This is a genomic window from Planococcus sp. BI3 (assembly GCF_056680115.1).
Genome location: NZ_CM155266.1, coordinates 3,428,060 through 3,441,646 on the forward strand (window position 1 = coordinate 3,428,060; position 13,587 = coordinate 3,441,646).

Genomic DNA, 13,587 nt, shown 5'->3' on the forward strand with positions numbered 1-13,587 from the left:
TTTGTTGAACCAATCAGGCGTTAACGGACAGCTGGAATCCTGCTGTCCGCAAAGCGGGAGAAAAGGGGCGGATAAAGATGAAGATTTACACGAAAACAGGAGATAAAGGGCAGACCAGTTTGATTGGAGCGCGTACGGACAAAGATGCGCCGCGCGTAGAAGCTTATGGCACCATCGACGAAGTGAATTCATTTATCGGCAAGGCAATGACAGAATTGGCACCGGAAACATATGCGGATCTGCTGGTGGATCTGGAAGCGATCCAAAACGAATTATTCGATTGCGGCGGCGATTTGGCCGATGTCCGTAAAGAACCCAATTTCAAAATGACGGAAGAGCCTGTAGAAATTCTGGAAAAACGCATCGATGAACTAATGGAAGAACCGCCTTTGCTGGAGCGTTTTATCCTGCCAGGTGGATCTCCCGCGGCTGCGACGCTGCATATCGCGCGCACCATCACGCGCCGTGCAGAACGCCAGACGGTGACCTTGATGAGAGCAGGGGAAGAGTTCCCACCGGTGGTCCAGCGTTATTTGAACCGCCTGTCTGATTACTTGTTCGCTGCATCCCGCGTCGTCAATTCGCGCGCCGGTGTTCCGGATAACGAATATGTACGCAGCGCCAAAGTGTTCAAGAATGGCGGGCGCAGCAAAAAGTCGGTGGATTGAGTTGTCGACGAAAAAACTGGCACTTGCGGCTTTGTTCATCAGCTTGTCCGCAATCGGAGGCATGATTAAGATTCCGCTCGGCGTCGCGTCCATCGCACTTGATTCGATGCCGGCACTTGTGGCGGTCCTGTTCTTTTCAGCACCGCTTGCCGGAACCATTGCGGCATTCGGCCATTTGATTTCGGCTTTGTTCGGCGGCATGCCGCTCGGACCGTTTCACCTCATCATTGCGCTTGAAATGTGGGCAGTCGTCTGGCTGTTTGCTAAATTGCATCAAGCCGGCAAACACTGGCTGAAATGGCCGGCATTCATCGTCGGCAACGGAGTGCTTGCGGCCGTTCCGTTCTATTTCCTGCTGTCACCGGCATTTTTCTACGCTTCGGTGCCCGGATTGGTGATTGCCGCGTCCATCAACGCTGGAGTCGCTGCTTTACTGATGCCGCATGTACTGAAATTCCGTGGAGGAATGCACCATGCGCCATGAACTGTTAATAGACGGCTTTGTCATCACCTCGGATAATTCAGCGGCAATCGGTGAAAAACCGGATGATGCAGTATACGCTCCCGACTCCGTCACCGCTAAGTTTGCGGCACGGGTTGCGCTGCTCGAGCAATGGGCGGCGGGCAGCGAACCGCATGCCTTGCTGCTGCATAATTTCAGCGGAGCCGATCAATGGGATGCCTATATGGCTGGCATCGCCGAACTTTTCGCAGAAGCCCAAACGCCGTTGCCGCCAGTTTCAGGCAGCACGGAAACCAATATGCCGACGCTGCAATCCGGCATCGCCGTGACGATGATCGGCAAACAGCACCGCAAGCCGGCACCTGCCGAATCGCTGCAGTGGTTCGTCTACGGCGTTCCGCTGTTCGGAGAAGACGTGTTGGCGAAGATCGATCAAATCGCTGATCTTGCTATCATCAAGAAGGCTATCGAATCAGGGTTGATTGAACGCATCTGGCCAGTCGGATCGAAAGGGATTGCGCATGAAGTGGAATTGTTGATGGGCAATTCCCAAAAATTTTCTGCCGCTCTTAATGTCGACAGCTCCGCTGGGCCGGCAACCTGTGTCCTGATTGGTGTATTGCCAGCAAACAGCGGACGTGTTCAGGAGTCCTTCGGAGAAAATCTTTTTCAGATGGGATTGGAATAAAGCAAGTGCATCATCCACTAAAATGGATGATGTTTTTTTCTGTCTGTGAACGGTTTCTGGAACTCTAAAAGCAGTATATCCCAATCAACGCCTAAAGCGGATTCCTGTGATCCACGATCTGATCTCCCATTTTACATAAGGCGATAACAATATATTGAAAAAACTTTTAAATATAGGTTGACTGAATGCTCATTCATATTTTAATATAGAACATAGTATCGACAATCTATTGTCATTCACGTAAACTTTGAATAAGGAATTTTTAGAATATACACACAAGGGGGATTTTACGATGGAGCCATTACTTATTGCAAACTGGGTTTTATTCATAGCGATAGTCGCTTACGGTGTCTATCTTTTCATCTATTTGCTGAAGTCGAGATATGATTTCATCAAGCTCGGCAAGAAAGTCGAATTCGAAGAGAATTTCAACGAGCGTTTGCGCAAAGTCATGGTCAATGTGTTTGGCCAAAAGAAGCTGCTGAAAGACAAAAAGAGCGGAACCATACACGTCATTTTCTTTTATGGATTCCTATTAGTGCAGGCAAGTGCCATTGATTTCATCATCAAAGGCTTGGTGCCAGGAGCGCATCTTCCACTAGGGCCGCTTTATCCGGCATTCACATTTTTCCAGGAAATCGTCACGTTGACGATTTTGGTTGCTGTCGTATGGGCATTCTATAGAAGATATATCGAGAAATTGGTTCGCTTGAAACGCGGCTGGAAAGCGGGCTTGGTCCTAATCTTCCTCGGCACATTGATGGTGTCTGTACTGGTCGGGAACGGTGCAAGCATGATCTGGCAAGGCCATGAAACAGCTTGGACAGAGCCGGTTGCTTCTGTATTCGCGATCTTATTCTCTGGGCTGCCAGTAGCTGCTGCGGCTGCTATTTTCTATGTCATGTGGTGGGTGCACCTGCTTTGCCTATTGACGTTCCTGGTTTACGTACCACAATCCAAGCATGCTCACTTGATCTTCGGACCGGTCAACACCTGGTTCCACCGAGTTGATCACGTTGGACGCTTGAAGCCGATCAACTTCGAAGAAATGGAAGACGAAGAAGATCCGGATGCCATGCCTTCATTCGGCGTCGGGAAAATCACCGACTTTACTCAGGGGCAGATGATCGATTTCTATGCCTGCGTAGAATGCGGACGCTGTACGAATATGTGTCCGGCAACCGGAACAGGCAAAATGCTGTCTCCGATGGATCTTATTACAAAACTCCGTGACAACCTGACAAATACAGGCGCAGTCATGACACAGAAAAAACCATGGGTGCCGGCAATGGCATTCAGCAATACGCAAGGAAACCAATTGGCGATGGCTGCCGGCGCTGAAGGAATCAGCATCGACGAGCTATACAGCCCAAGCCTGATCGGCGACATTATCACAGAAGAAGAAATTTGGGCGTGTACGACATGCCGTAACTGTGAAGACCAATGTCCGGTTATGAACGAGCACGTCGACAAAATCATCGACCTTCGCCGTTACCTGGTAATGACCGAAGGGAAAATGGACAAAGATGCTCAACGCGCGATGACGAACATCGAGAAGCAGGGCAATCCTTGGGGCCTTAACCGCAAAGAAAAAGAAAACTGGAGAGATGCACGTCCAGATATTTCGATTCCAACAGTAAAAGAAATGAACAAAGCCGGCGAAGAGTTTGAATTCCTGTTCTGGGTTGGATCAATGGGTTCATTCGACAGCCGCTCACAGAAAATCGCGTTGTCATTTGCCCGCTTGATGAATGAAGCCGGTGTGAAATTCGCGATTCTCGGCAATAAAGAAAAGAACTCGGGAGACACGCCGCGCCGCCTTGGGAACGAATTCTTGTTCCAGGAACTGGCGACTGGCAATATCAAAGAATTTGAAAAAGCGGAAGTCAAGAAAATCGTCACGATTGATCCGCATGCCTATAATATCTTTAAAAACGAGTACCCGGATTTCGGTTTCAAAGCCGAAGTGTACCACCATACCGAAATGCTGTTCGAATTGCTCCAGGAGGGCCGTTTGAAACCGCAGTTCCCGGTAAACGAGCGAATCACGTTCCACGATTCCTGCTACCTCGGCCGCTACAACGATGTCTATGACGCACCGCGCGAGATATTGAAAGCAATCGAAGGCGTAGAATTAGTCGAAATGGTCCGCAACCGACAAGACGGCATGTGCTGCGGAGCCGGCGGCGGAATGATGTGGATGGAAGAAGATGCAGGCCATCGCGTCAACGTTGCCCGTACCGAACAGGCACTTGAAGTCAATCCGACGATGATTTCCTCCGGCTGTCCATACTGCTTGACGATGCTGTCAGATGGGACGAAAGCCAAAGAAGTCGAAGACGAGGTTGGCACATACGATGTGGCTGAGCTGCTGGAAATGGCTGTTCTTGGCAATGAAGTGCCGGAACCGGAAGCGATTGTCCAGTAAACAACTGCAAAAAAGCTTCAATAATTAATAATTGCTTAATGACAGAAAATTGAGTAGAATAACAGCATAAGCAAAAAAAGGAAGGGAGTGAATGCTCCCTTTTCTTTTGGAATTAAACCGAGCGAGCGTTCAGTCAATTTTATAAGCTGAATGAAATTCAACTCGTAAAATTTGCGGCAAAGCTACCGAAGCGATACAGGGGCAATATTTTTAACCGTTTTGATTAGAGAGTAATTGAATAAAGACAAAGTTAGACATGATTAAAGCAAGTTCAGTTAGATTGAAAATTGTATAAGTTGAGCTAATTTATTTGTAACAAGTTTTATGCTATGGATATTCTGCACATCATGGCTATCCTTTGGGAGTTTACACCATTTAAATCCATATGCTGCATGAAAAATATGATTCTTCATTCACTAATAACTGAATGATGCTTAAAAGAAAGAGCGAAAGGCGGCGACTCCTGGGGAATCAGTACGAGCTGAAGACCCTGGACTGAGCAAAGCGAGGGAAGCGGCTGAAGCCGTACCCCCGGAAAGCGTCCGCCTGCAGCGATTTCTACAACAGCTAAATTTTTTTACCACAGTTGAAACCGTTTACACGAAAACACAAAGGGGAGGAAAATCATCATGGCAAAAACAGTCATCATCGATGGGGCACGCACAGCATTCGGGAAATTCGGAGGAAGTTTGAGCACCTTAACGGCAAGCGAACTTGGGGCAGAAGCGATCAAAGCCGCAATGAGCCGCGCGGACATCAAGCCGGAAGACGTACAGGAAGTCATCATGGGCAATGTGTTGCAGGCAGGACAGGGGCAGATCCCTTCACGCCAGGCAGCGAAAAAAGCAGGCATTCCTTACAGCGTCAAATCTGAAACCATCAATAAAGTATGTGCATCCGGCATGCGGAGCGTCACCTTGGCAGACCAGATCATCCGCTTGGGTGATGAAGAAGTGATTGTTGCAGGCGGCATGGAATCCATGTCCAATGCGCCTTATTATTTGCCGAAAGCGCGCTGGGGCCTTCGCATGGGCGATGCTCAAGTCATTGACGGCATGGTCCATGACGGTTTGTCCTGCTCGTTCCATCCGGATAAAGTCCATATGGGGACGTACGGAAACTCAACCGCTGAAGATTTCAACCTGACGCGTGAAGCGCAGGATGAATGGTCAGCCCGTTCGCATGAGCGCGCCATTAAAGCGAAGAGTCTGTTTGCGGAAGAAATCGTCGCCATCGACATTCCACAGCGCAAAGGGGATCCCATCACAGTTGATGTGGATGAATCTCCGCGCGCCAATTCAACAATTGAGGCATTGGCGAAACTGAAACCGGCATTCGGCAAGGACGGTACGATCACGGCAGGAAACGCACCCGGCATCAATGACGGAGCTGCGGCACTCGTCCTGATGAGCGAAGAACGTGCGCAAAAAGAAGGGAAAAATGTATTGGCACATATCTTGTCCCATACAGAAGTGGCGATCGAGCCGCATCGATTCCCGGAGACACCGGGTATCGTCATCAATGAATTATTGAAGAAAACCGGCAAATCGCTGGATGACATCGATCTGTTTGAAATCAACGAAGCGTTCGCAGCGGTCGCACTCGCAAGTTCGAAAATCGCTGGGTTAGACGCTGAAAAAGTCAATGTCAACGGCGGATCTGTGGCACTTGGACACCCAATCGGAGCAAGTGGTGCACGCATCATCCTGACTTTGGCTTATGAATTAAAACGCCGTGGAGGCGGCATCGGCATCGCAGCCATCTGTTCAGGCGGCGGGCAAGGCGACGCGGTCATGATTGAAGTTCCTAAGGAGGCAAAATAAGCATGTCGATTCAAAAAGTAATGGTCATTGGCGCCGGACAAATGGGTTCCGGCATCGCGCAGGTTTGCGCACAAGCAGGACTAGATGTGAAATTAAATGATATGAAACAAGAAGCATACGAGCGCGGAATCGGGACCATCACCAAAAACCTGTCCCGCAATGTCGAAAAAGGCCGCATGACGGAAGATGAAAAAACAGCAGTTCTCGGACGCATCACCCCTTCGCTTGATCTTAAAGATGCGCACGACGTGGACATCGTCATTGAAGCGGCTGTCGAAAATATGGCCATCAAGCACAGCATTTTCAAAACGCTTGACGAAGTGGCGCCAAAGCATGCGATTCTGGCAACCAATACGTCTTCTCTTCCGATTACGGAAATCGCGGCAGTCACCAACCGCCCCGAGCAAGTGATCGGCATGCATTTCATGAATCCGGTACCGGTGATGAAATTGGTGGAAATTATCCGTGGTTTGGCAACTTCAGATAGTGTCTATAAAAAAGTGGAAGAAATGACGGTTCGACTGTCGAAAACACCTGTAGAAGTGAACGACTTCCCAGGATTTGTCGCTAACCGCATCCTGATGCCGATGATCAATGAAGCGATTTTCACGCTTCAGGAAGGTGTCGCGACCAAAGAAGCAATCGATGACATCATGAAACTCGGCATGAACCATCCGATGGGGCCGCTCGAATTGGCTGATTTTATTGGATTGGATACTTGCCTGTATATTATGGAAGTGCTGCATGACGGATTCGGCGACAGCAAATACCGCCCGAGCCCGTTATTGCGCCAATACGTCAAAGCAGGTTGGCTAGGCAAGAAAACCGGACGCGGTTTCTATGAATACACATGATAATTAGGGGGAACCGCAATGGATTTGCACTTTACAGATGAACAGCTTATGATGCGCAACATGGTGCGGGATTTCGCGAAAGAAGAGATTACACCGTTTATCGAGAACATGGAAAATGGCGAATTCCCAACAGCCATTCTGAAGAAAATGGGCGAGCTTGGATTGATGGGAATTACGGCCCCGGAAAAATACGGCGGCTCGGAAATGGATTTCACTTCCTATATCACGGCCATCCACGAACTATCAAAAGCGAGCGGCGTGGTCGGTGTCATCCTGTCAGTCCATACGTCTGTCGGCACCAACCCGATCCTCAATTTCGGATCACAGCAGCAAATTGAGAAATATGTACCGAAACTGGCGAGCGGCGAATACCTCGGGGCTTTCTGTTTAACGGAACCCGCGGCAGGATCTGATGCGGGCAGCCTCAAAACAAAAGCGGTCCTCGACGGCGATGACTATGTCATGAACGGCTCGAAAGTCTTTATTACCAACGGCGGGGAAGCAGATACTTATATCGTGTTCGCTTCCACAAAACCGTCTGCAGGTTCTCGTGGAATTTCGGCTTTTATCGTTGAAAAGGATACACCGGGTTTAATTATCGGAAAAAATGAAAAGAAAATGGGGCTGCACGGTTCGAAGACGGTCCAGTTGACCTTCGAAAACATGCGGGTTCCGGCTGAAAACCTGTTGGGCGAAGAAAATAAAGGATTCAGCATCGCAATGGCGAATTTGAATGTTGGACGGATCGGCATCGCGGCACAAGCGCTTGGCATCGCTGAAGCGGCATACGAATACGCAGTGGCCTATGCCAAAGAGCGTGTACAGTTCGGCAAACCGATTGCACAACAGCAAGGCATCGGCTTTAAGTTGGCGGACATGGCAACGCAGGTAGAGGCGGCAAAGCTGCTGGTCTATAGCGCGGCAGACCTGTATTCAAAAGGCAAAGACTGCAATAAACAGGCTTCCATGGCGAAGCTTTTCGCTTCGAAAGCGGCAATGGATGTCACGATTGAAGCCATTCAAGTGTTCGGCGGCTATGGCTATACGAAAGACTATCCGGTCGAGCGCCTGTTCCGCGACGCTAAAGTGACCGAAATCTATGAAGGCACCAGCGAAATTCAACGAATTGTCATCAGCAAACAACTAATCAAGTAATTGGAGGAATGGAAAATGAATTTTCAACTGTCTGAAGAACACGAAATGATCCGCAAAATGGTACGGGATTTCGCTAACAAAGAAGTGGCGCCAACAGCAGAAGAGCGTGACGAAGAAGAGCGTTTTGACCGTGAAATCTTTGATAAGATGGCTGAACTTGGCCTTACCGGCATTCCATGGCCTGAAGAATACGGCGGAATCGGATCGGATTATTTGGCTTATTGCATCGCAGTTGAAGAATTGTCGCGCGTCTGCGCATCAACGGGGGTAACGCTTTCTGCGCACACTTCACTTGCCGGATGGCCGGTCTATACATTCGGAACAGAAGAGCAAAAACAGAAATACCTTCGCCCGATGGCTGAAGGCACAAAAATCGGTGCTTACGGATTAACAGAACCATCTGCGGGATCTGATGCAGGCTCTATGCGTACTTCTGCTAAAGAAGACGGCGACCATTACGTATTGAACGGTTCAAAAATCTTCATCACCAATGGCGGCATTGCAGATATCTATATCGTTTTTGCAGTAACTGACCCGGAATCGAAGCATAAAGGCACAACAGCTTTCATCATTGAAAAAGACTTTGAAGGCTTCTCGGTCGGCAAAAAAGAACGCAAGCTCGGCATCCGTTCAAGCCCGACAACAGAAATCATTTTCGACAACTGCCGTGTACCGAAAGAAAACATTTTGGGTGAACTGGGCCAAGGCTTCAAAATCGCTATGCAGACGCTTGACGGCGGACGCAACGGCATCGCAGCTCAGGCTGTCGGCATTGCACAAGGCGCACTTGACGCTTCGATCGATTACGCAAAAGAGCGCGAGCAATTCGGCAAGCCGATCCTGGTCAACCAAGGGATTTCATTCAAATTGGCGGATATGGCAACTTCAATCGAAGCATCCCGTCTGTTGACTTATCAGGCAGCATGGCTCGAGTCGAACAAATTGTCTTACAGCAAAGAGTCGGCAATGGCGAAATTGATGGCCGGCGACACAGCGATGAAAGTGACAGTTGAAGCAGTTCAGGTATTTGGCGGCTACGGCTACACCAAGGATTATCCGGTTGAACGCTTTATGCGCGACGCGAAAATCACGCAAATTTACGAAGGCACGCAGGAAGTCCAGCGCCTGGTTATTTCCCGGATGGTTACGAAATAAGCGGAGGGTTGCCTTATGAACAAAAAGCGTGAGATTGAGTCTTCCGTGAAAGACGAAAGCCTGATTGAAAAGCGCCGTGAACAGATGATTCGCGGAGCGGTTACTCTTTTCAAAGAAAAGGGCTTTCACCGGACGACGACGCGGGAAATTGCCAAAGCGGCCGGTTTTAGCATCGGTACTTTATACGAATATATCCGGACCAAAGAAGACGTGCTGTATCTCGTCTGTGACTCTATTTATGATGAGGTGCATACGCGTTTGAACCGGCTCGATATCGAACAAGGTTCCATCAGCGTACTGGTTACAGCCATCGAGCATTATTACACATTGATCGATGATATGCAGGATGAATTCGTGGTCATGTACCAGGAATCCAAATCCTTGCCGAAAGACGCATTAAGCTATGTGTTGAATAAAGAACTTGAAATGGTGGCGATTTTCGAACGCCTCTTGATGCAATGCGTCGACAGCGGAGAAATCAAGATGACCCCGAAAGAAGTGGTCATGGCTTCCCATCATTTATTCGTACAGGGACAGATGTGGGCGTTCAGACGGTGGGCATTAAATGATTTCACCATACAGGAATTTATCGATATGCAAACCAAATTTCTTTTGCAGGGGATGGCAGGGGAAAACATTTCAATACAGGGGGCTTGATCATAATGGCTACAATTGAAGAAACGAAAACCTATCAGCCGAAAAACCATATCCGCTTTGTCACAGCGTCCAGCCTTTTTGACGGCCATGACGCGTCCATCAATATCATGCGCCGGATCCTGCAGTCGAGCGGTGCCGAAGTGATTCACTTAGGCCATAACCGGTCGGTTGAAGAAGTGGTCAATGCGGCAATCCAGGAAGATGTCCAGGGCATCTGCATTTCGTCCTATCAGGGCGGCCATATGGAATACTTCAAGTATATGTACGATTTGCTGCAGGAAAAAGGCGCTTCGCATATCCGCATTTACGGCGGAGGCGGAGGCGTCATTTTGCCGCGCGAAATCAAAGAGCTGGAAGCATACGGCATTGCCGGTATTTTCTCGCCGGAAGACGGCCGCAAAAAAGGCTTGCAGGGGATGATTACGGAAATCGTTGAGGAATGTGATTTCTCTACCGTAAAGCCGGATCAGAAGATTGAAAACCTGTCAGCCGATGAACCGGTTGTCTTGGCGAATGTCATTACAGCAGCGGAAGAAGCCCACACGCGCGACACTGATACCGACGATTTATTGAGAGCGGTCCGGGAACAGACGAAAAACACGCCGGTCCTCGGCATCACCGGAACAGGCGGAGCTGGGAAAAGTTCGTTGACGGATGAATTGATCCGCCGTTTCCTGTCTGAACTGCCGGACAAGAAAATTGCGATTCTGTCAATTGACCCGACCAAACAGAAAACGGGCGGTGCCCTTCTGGGTGACCGGATCCGCATGAACGCCATCTTCAACAAACGCGTCTTTATGAGAAGCCTGGCAACGCGCGGTTCACGTTCTGAACTGTCGGGTGCCATCGGGGACGTGTTGGATGTCGTGAAAGCCGCAGACTTTGACTTGATCATCGTCGAAACGAGCGGGATTGGCCAGGGAGATGCGGAAATCGCTAATTTCTCGGACGTCTCCATGTACGTCATGACCAGTGAATTTGGTGCGCCTTCTCAATTGGAAAAAATCGACATGATTGATTATGCCGATTTGATTGTCATCAATAAATTCGAACGCAGCGGTTCGCAGGATGCGCTTCGCCAAGTGCAGAAGCAGTATCAGCGCAGCCATCTGCTGTGGGACAAAGATTTGGACGACATGCCTGTCTACGGCACGATCGCCAGCCAGTTCAACGATAAAGGGACCAATTCCCTGTTCGCGGCATTAGTGGGTACGGTCAATGAAAAATGTGGAACCGATTGGGAGACGGATTACGACAAATTCATCAAAACCCAAAAAGAGAACCTCATCATTCCAAACGACCGCCGCTATTACCTGCGCGAGCTGACGGACACAATCCGCGGCTACCACGCCAAAACGAAAGAACAATCCGCCTTTGCGCGCCGCCTGTTCCAATTGGAAGGCGCCATTGAAGCGGTTAAGGAAAGAGCGCCGGATGATGCATTGGTCGCTTCACTCGAATCGCTGGCTGACGGCGTCCGTGATGAACTGACGACGGAATCCAAGCGCATTCTTGCGAACTGGGATGCCTTGAAAGAGATGTATGCCGGAGATGAATTCGTCACATCCGTACGCGACCGGGAAATCCGCACGATCTTGCGCACAGAAAGCCTATCCGGCATCAAAGTGCCGCGTGTGGTGTTGCCGAAATTCGTCGATTACGGCGAAATCCTGTCATGGGTTTATTTGGAGAACGCACCGGGTTCATTCCCTTATACAGCTGGGGTATTCCCGTTCAAACGTGAAGGGGAAGACCCGAAACGCCAGTTTGCGGGCGAAGGAACGCCGGAACGCACAAACCGCCGTTTCCATTATTTGTCGAAAGACGACGATGCAAAACGCTTGTCGACAGCGTTTGACTCGGTGACGCTTTACGGCGAAGACCCGGACCACCGCCCGGATATTTACGGGAAAGTCGGCGAATCGGGCGTATCGATCTGTACACTGGACGATATGAAGAAGCTTTACGCAGGGTTCGACCTGTGTGCCCCATCGACGTCCGTTTCCATGACCATCAACGGACCGGCGCCGATCATCCTGGCGATGTTCATGAATACCGCCATCGATCAGCAGGTTAAGTTGAATGAAGAAAAACTGGGCCGCACGTTGACGGTCGAAGAATTTACCGAAGTCCGTGAAAGCACGCTGCAGATGGTGCGCGGAACCGTACAGGCAGATATTCTGAAAGAAGACCAGGGGCAGAACACCTGCATCTTCTCGACCGAATTCGCGCTTCGTATGATGGGCGATATCCAGCAATACTTTATCGACCACAAAGTGCGCAATTACTACTCCGTATCGATTTCGGGCTACCATATTGCCGAAGCGGGCGCGAATCCGATTTCGCAATTGGCGTTTACGCTTTCCAACGGCTTCACGTACGTGGAATATTACTTGAGCCGCGGCATGAACATTGATGACTTTGCCGGAAACTTGTCGTTCTTCTTCTCGAACGGACTGGATCCGGAATATACCGTCATCGGCCGTGTGGCACGCCGCATCTGGGCAATCGTCATGCGCGATAAATACGGCGCCGACGAACGCAGCCAGAAGCTGAAATACCATGTGCAAACGTCAGGGCGCAGCCTGCACGCGCAGGAAATCGATTTCAATGACATCCGCACAACGCTGCAGGCCTTGATGGCGCTGCAGGACAACTGCAACTCGCTGCATACCAATGCCTACGATGAAGCGATCACCACACCGACGGAAGAATCGGTCCGCCGTGCGATGGCGATCCAGATGATCATCACCAAAGAGCATGGCCTGTCGAAAAACGAGAACCCGCTGCAAGGTGCGTTCATCATCGAAGAAATGACGCAATTGGTGGAAGATGCGGTGCTGACAGAGTTTGACCGCATCAACGACCGCGGAGGCGTCCTGGGCGCGATGGAAACACAATACCAACGCGGCAAAATCCAGGAAGAGTCCATGCATTACGAAATGAAGAAACACACAGGCGAATTGCCGATCATCGGGGTCAACACGTACTTGAACCCGAATCCGCAATCGGACGACGACATCAACGCGATGGAAATCGCCCGCGCCACAGTGGAAGAAAAAGAAACACAAATCAACAACCTGCGCGCCTTCCAGGAACGCAACGATTCAGCCGAAGCTTTGGAGCGCCTCAAGCAAGTGGCGAAGACCGGCGGCAACATCTTCGAAGAACTGATGGAAACCGTAAAAGTCGCAAGCCTCGGCCAGATTACGACTGCGTTGTATGAAGTCGGCGGTCAGTATCGACGGAATATGTAGTGGGAAAAGCGGAAGCAGCCATTTTGCTCCGACAGGCGTAAGAGGGTTTGGCGAAGCGGCGTGTTTTCAGCCGCACAGCCAAAGCAGCTTACGACCCAAGGAGCAGGCTGGAGGAGCTGGACAAAGGGAAAGCGAAAGTGCCTGTTCAGCTCTGAAAGGCATAAGGCAGACCGGCAGAGTGGTGTTCTTTGCCACACAGCCGGGTTGACTTATGACCCGAAGAGCTAGGCACTTGCAACTGGACAAGGAAAAGCGGATCCGCTCTCAGAATCTGAGTTTGGGTAAAGAAACGCTGAATAAAATACGGGAAAGTAAGCGGAATCCATTGGGAAATGGATTCCGCTTACTTTTTTTATGGGAAAATGCAGGCTGGATTTGATTTGTGGTCGTTCAAACAGATTTGTGGTCGTTCAGAAAGATTTGCAGTCGTTCAAAGAAA

At 49.8% G+C, this 13,587-nt stretch carries 10 protein-coding genes; all 10 read left to right on the forward strand.

The genetic code is table 11. The features are described from left to right. Nucleotides 1-77 precede the first annotated feature (77 nt). The 10 genes from AC1MEO_RS17175 (at nt 78) to icmF (ending at nt 13,148) form a co-directional block, all read left to right on the forward strand. A complete protein-coding gene (locus AC1MEO_RS17175; protein ID WP_480332738.1) occupies nt 78-668 on the forward strand; it encodes a cob(I)yrinic acid a,c-diamide adenosyltransferase in 591 nt (196 codons plus the stop codon). Between the two features lies 1 nt (nt 669). Then, the gene (locus AC1MEO_RS17180) at nt 670-1,152 is read left to right on the forward strand and encodes an ECF transporter S component (RefSeq protein WP_480332740.1); all 483 of its coding nucleotides are present in this window, start codon (nt 670-672) and stop codon (nt 1,150-1,152) included. Beyond that, nucleotides 1,142-1,819 carry an alpha-ribazole-5-phosphate synthase gene (locus tag AC1MEO_RS17185; protein WP_480332742.1) on the forward strand — a complete coding sequence of 226 codons (678 nt, stop codon included), beginning with the start codon at nt 1,142-1,144 and terminating at the stop codon, nt 1,817-1,819. Before AC1MEO_RS17180 ends, AC1MEO_RS17185 begins: the two co-directional genes overlap by 11 nt. A gap of 292 nt (nt 1,820-2,111) precedes the next feature. Further along, nucleotides 2,112-4,247 (forward strand): (Fe-S)-binding protein, encoded by a 2,136-nt coding sequence (locus AC1MEO_RS17190; protein ID WP_480332744.1) that lies wholly within the window; start codon nt 2,112-2,114, stop codon nt 4,245-4,247. Between the two features lie 629 nt (nt 4,248-4,876). Continuing rightward, nucleotides 4,877-6,070, forward strand: a complete 1,194-nt coding sequence (locus AC1MEO_RS17195) for an acetyl-CoA C-acetyltransferase (protein ID WP_480332746.1) — start codon at nt 4,877-4,879, stop codon at nt 6,068-6,070. Nucleotides 6,071-6,072: 2 nt separating this feature from the next. Then, nucleotides 6,073-6,924 carry a 3-hydroxybutyryl-CoA dehydrogenase gene (locus AC1MEO_RS17200; RefSeq protein ID WP_480332748.1) on the forward strand — a complete coding sequence of 284 codons (852 nt, stop codon included), beginning with the start codon at nt 6,073-6,075 and terminating at the stop codon, nt 6,922-6,924. A gap of 18 nt (nt 6,925-6,942) precedes the next feature. Then, on the forward strand, nt 6,943-8,079 hold the full coding sequence (locus AC1MEO_RS17205; RefSeq protein ID WP_480332750.1) for an acyl-CoA dehydrogenase: 1,137 nt from the start codon (nt 6,943-6,945) through the stop codon (nt 8,077-8,079). 15 nt (nt 8,080-8,094) lie between these two features. After that, a complete protein-coding gene (locus AC1MEO_RS17210; RefSeq protein WP_480332752.1) occupies nt 8,095-9,234 on the forward strand; it encodes an acyl-CoA dehydrogenase in 1,140 nt (379 codons plus the stop codon). A 15-nt stretch (nt 9,235-9,249) separates the two neighbouring features. Beyond that, nucleotides 9,250-9,891 (forward strand): TetR/AcrR family transcriptional regulator, encoded by a 642-nt coding sequence (locus tag AC1MEO_RS17215; protein ID WP_480332754.1) that lies wholly within the window; start codon nt 9,250-9,252, stop codon nt 9,889-9,891. Between the two features lie 5 nt (nt 9,892-9,896). Then, on the forward strand, nt 9,897-13,148 hold the full coding sequence (gene icmF, locus AC1MEO_RS17220) for a fused isobutyryl-CoA mutase/GTPase IcmF (RefSeq protein WP_480332756.1): 3,252 nt from the start codon (nt 9,897-9,899) through the stop codon (nt 13,146-13,148). Nucleotides 13,149-13,587 lie beyond the last annotated feature (439 nt).

Coding starts and splice junctions, on each gene's coding strand:
- AC1MEO_RS17175 (WP_480332738.1), top strand. CDS start 78: ATGAAGATTTACACGAAAACAGGAGATAAAGGGCAGACCAGTTTGATT.
- AC1MEO_RS17185 (WP_480332742.1), top strand. CDS start 1,142: ATGCGCCATGAACTGTTAATAGACGGCTTTGTCATCACCTCGGATAAT.
- AC1MEO_RS17190 (WP_480332744.1), top strand. CDS start 2,112: ATGGAGCCATTACTTATTGCAAACTGGGTTTTATTCATAGCGATAGTC.
- AC1MEO_RS17195 (WP_480332746.1), top strand. CDS start 4,877: ATGGCAAAAACAGTCATCATCGATGGGGCACGCACAGCATTCGGGAAA.
- AC1MEO_RS17200 (WP_480332748.1), top strand. CDS start 6,073: ATGTCGATTCAAAAAGTAATGGTCATTGGCGCCGGACAAATGGGTTCC.
- AC1MEO_RS17205 (WP_480332750.1), top strand. CDS start 6,943: ATGGATTTGCACTTTACAGATGAACAGCTTATGATGCGCAACATGGTG.
- AC1MEO_RS17210 (WP_480332752.1), top strand. CDS start 8,095: ATGAATTTTCAACTGTCTGAAGAACACGAAATGATCCGCAAAATGGTA.
- AC1MEO_RS17215 (WP_480332754.1), top strand. CDS start 9,250: ATGAACAAAAAGCGTGAGATTGAGTCTTCCGTGAAAGACGAAAGCCTG.
- icmF (WP_480332756.1), top strand. CDS start 9,897: ATGGCTACAATTGAAGAAACGAAAACCTATCAGCCGAAAAACCATATC.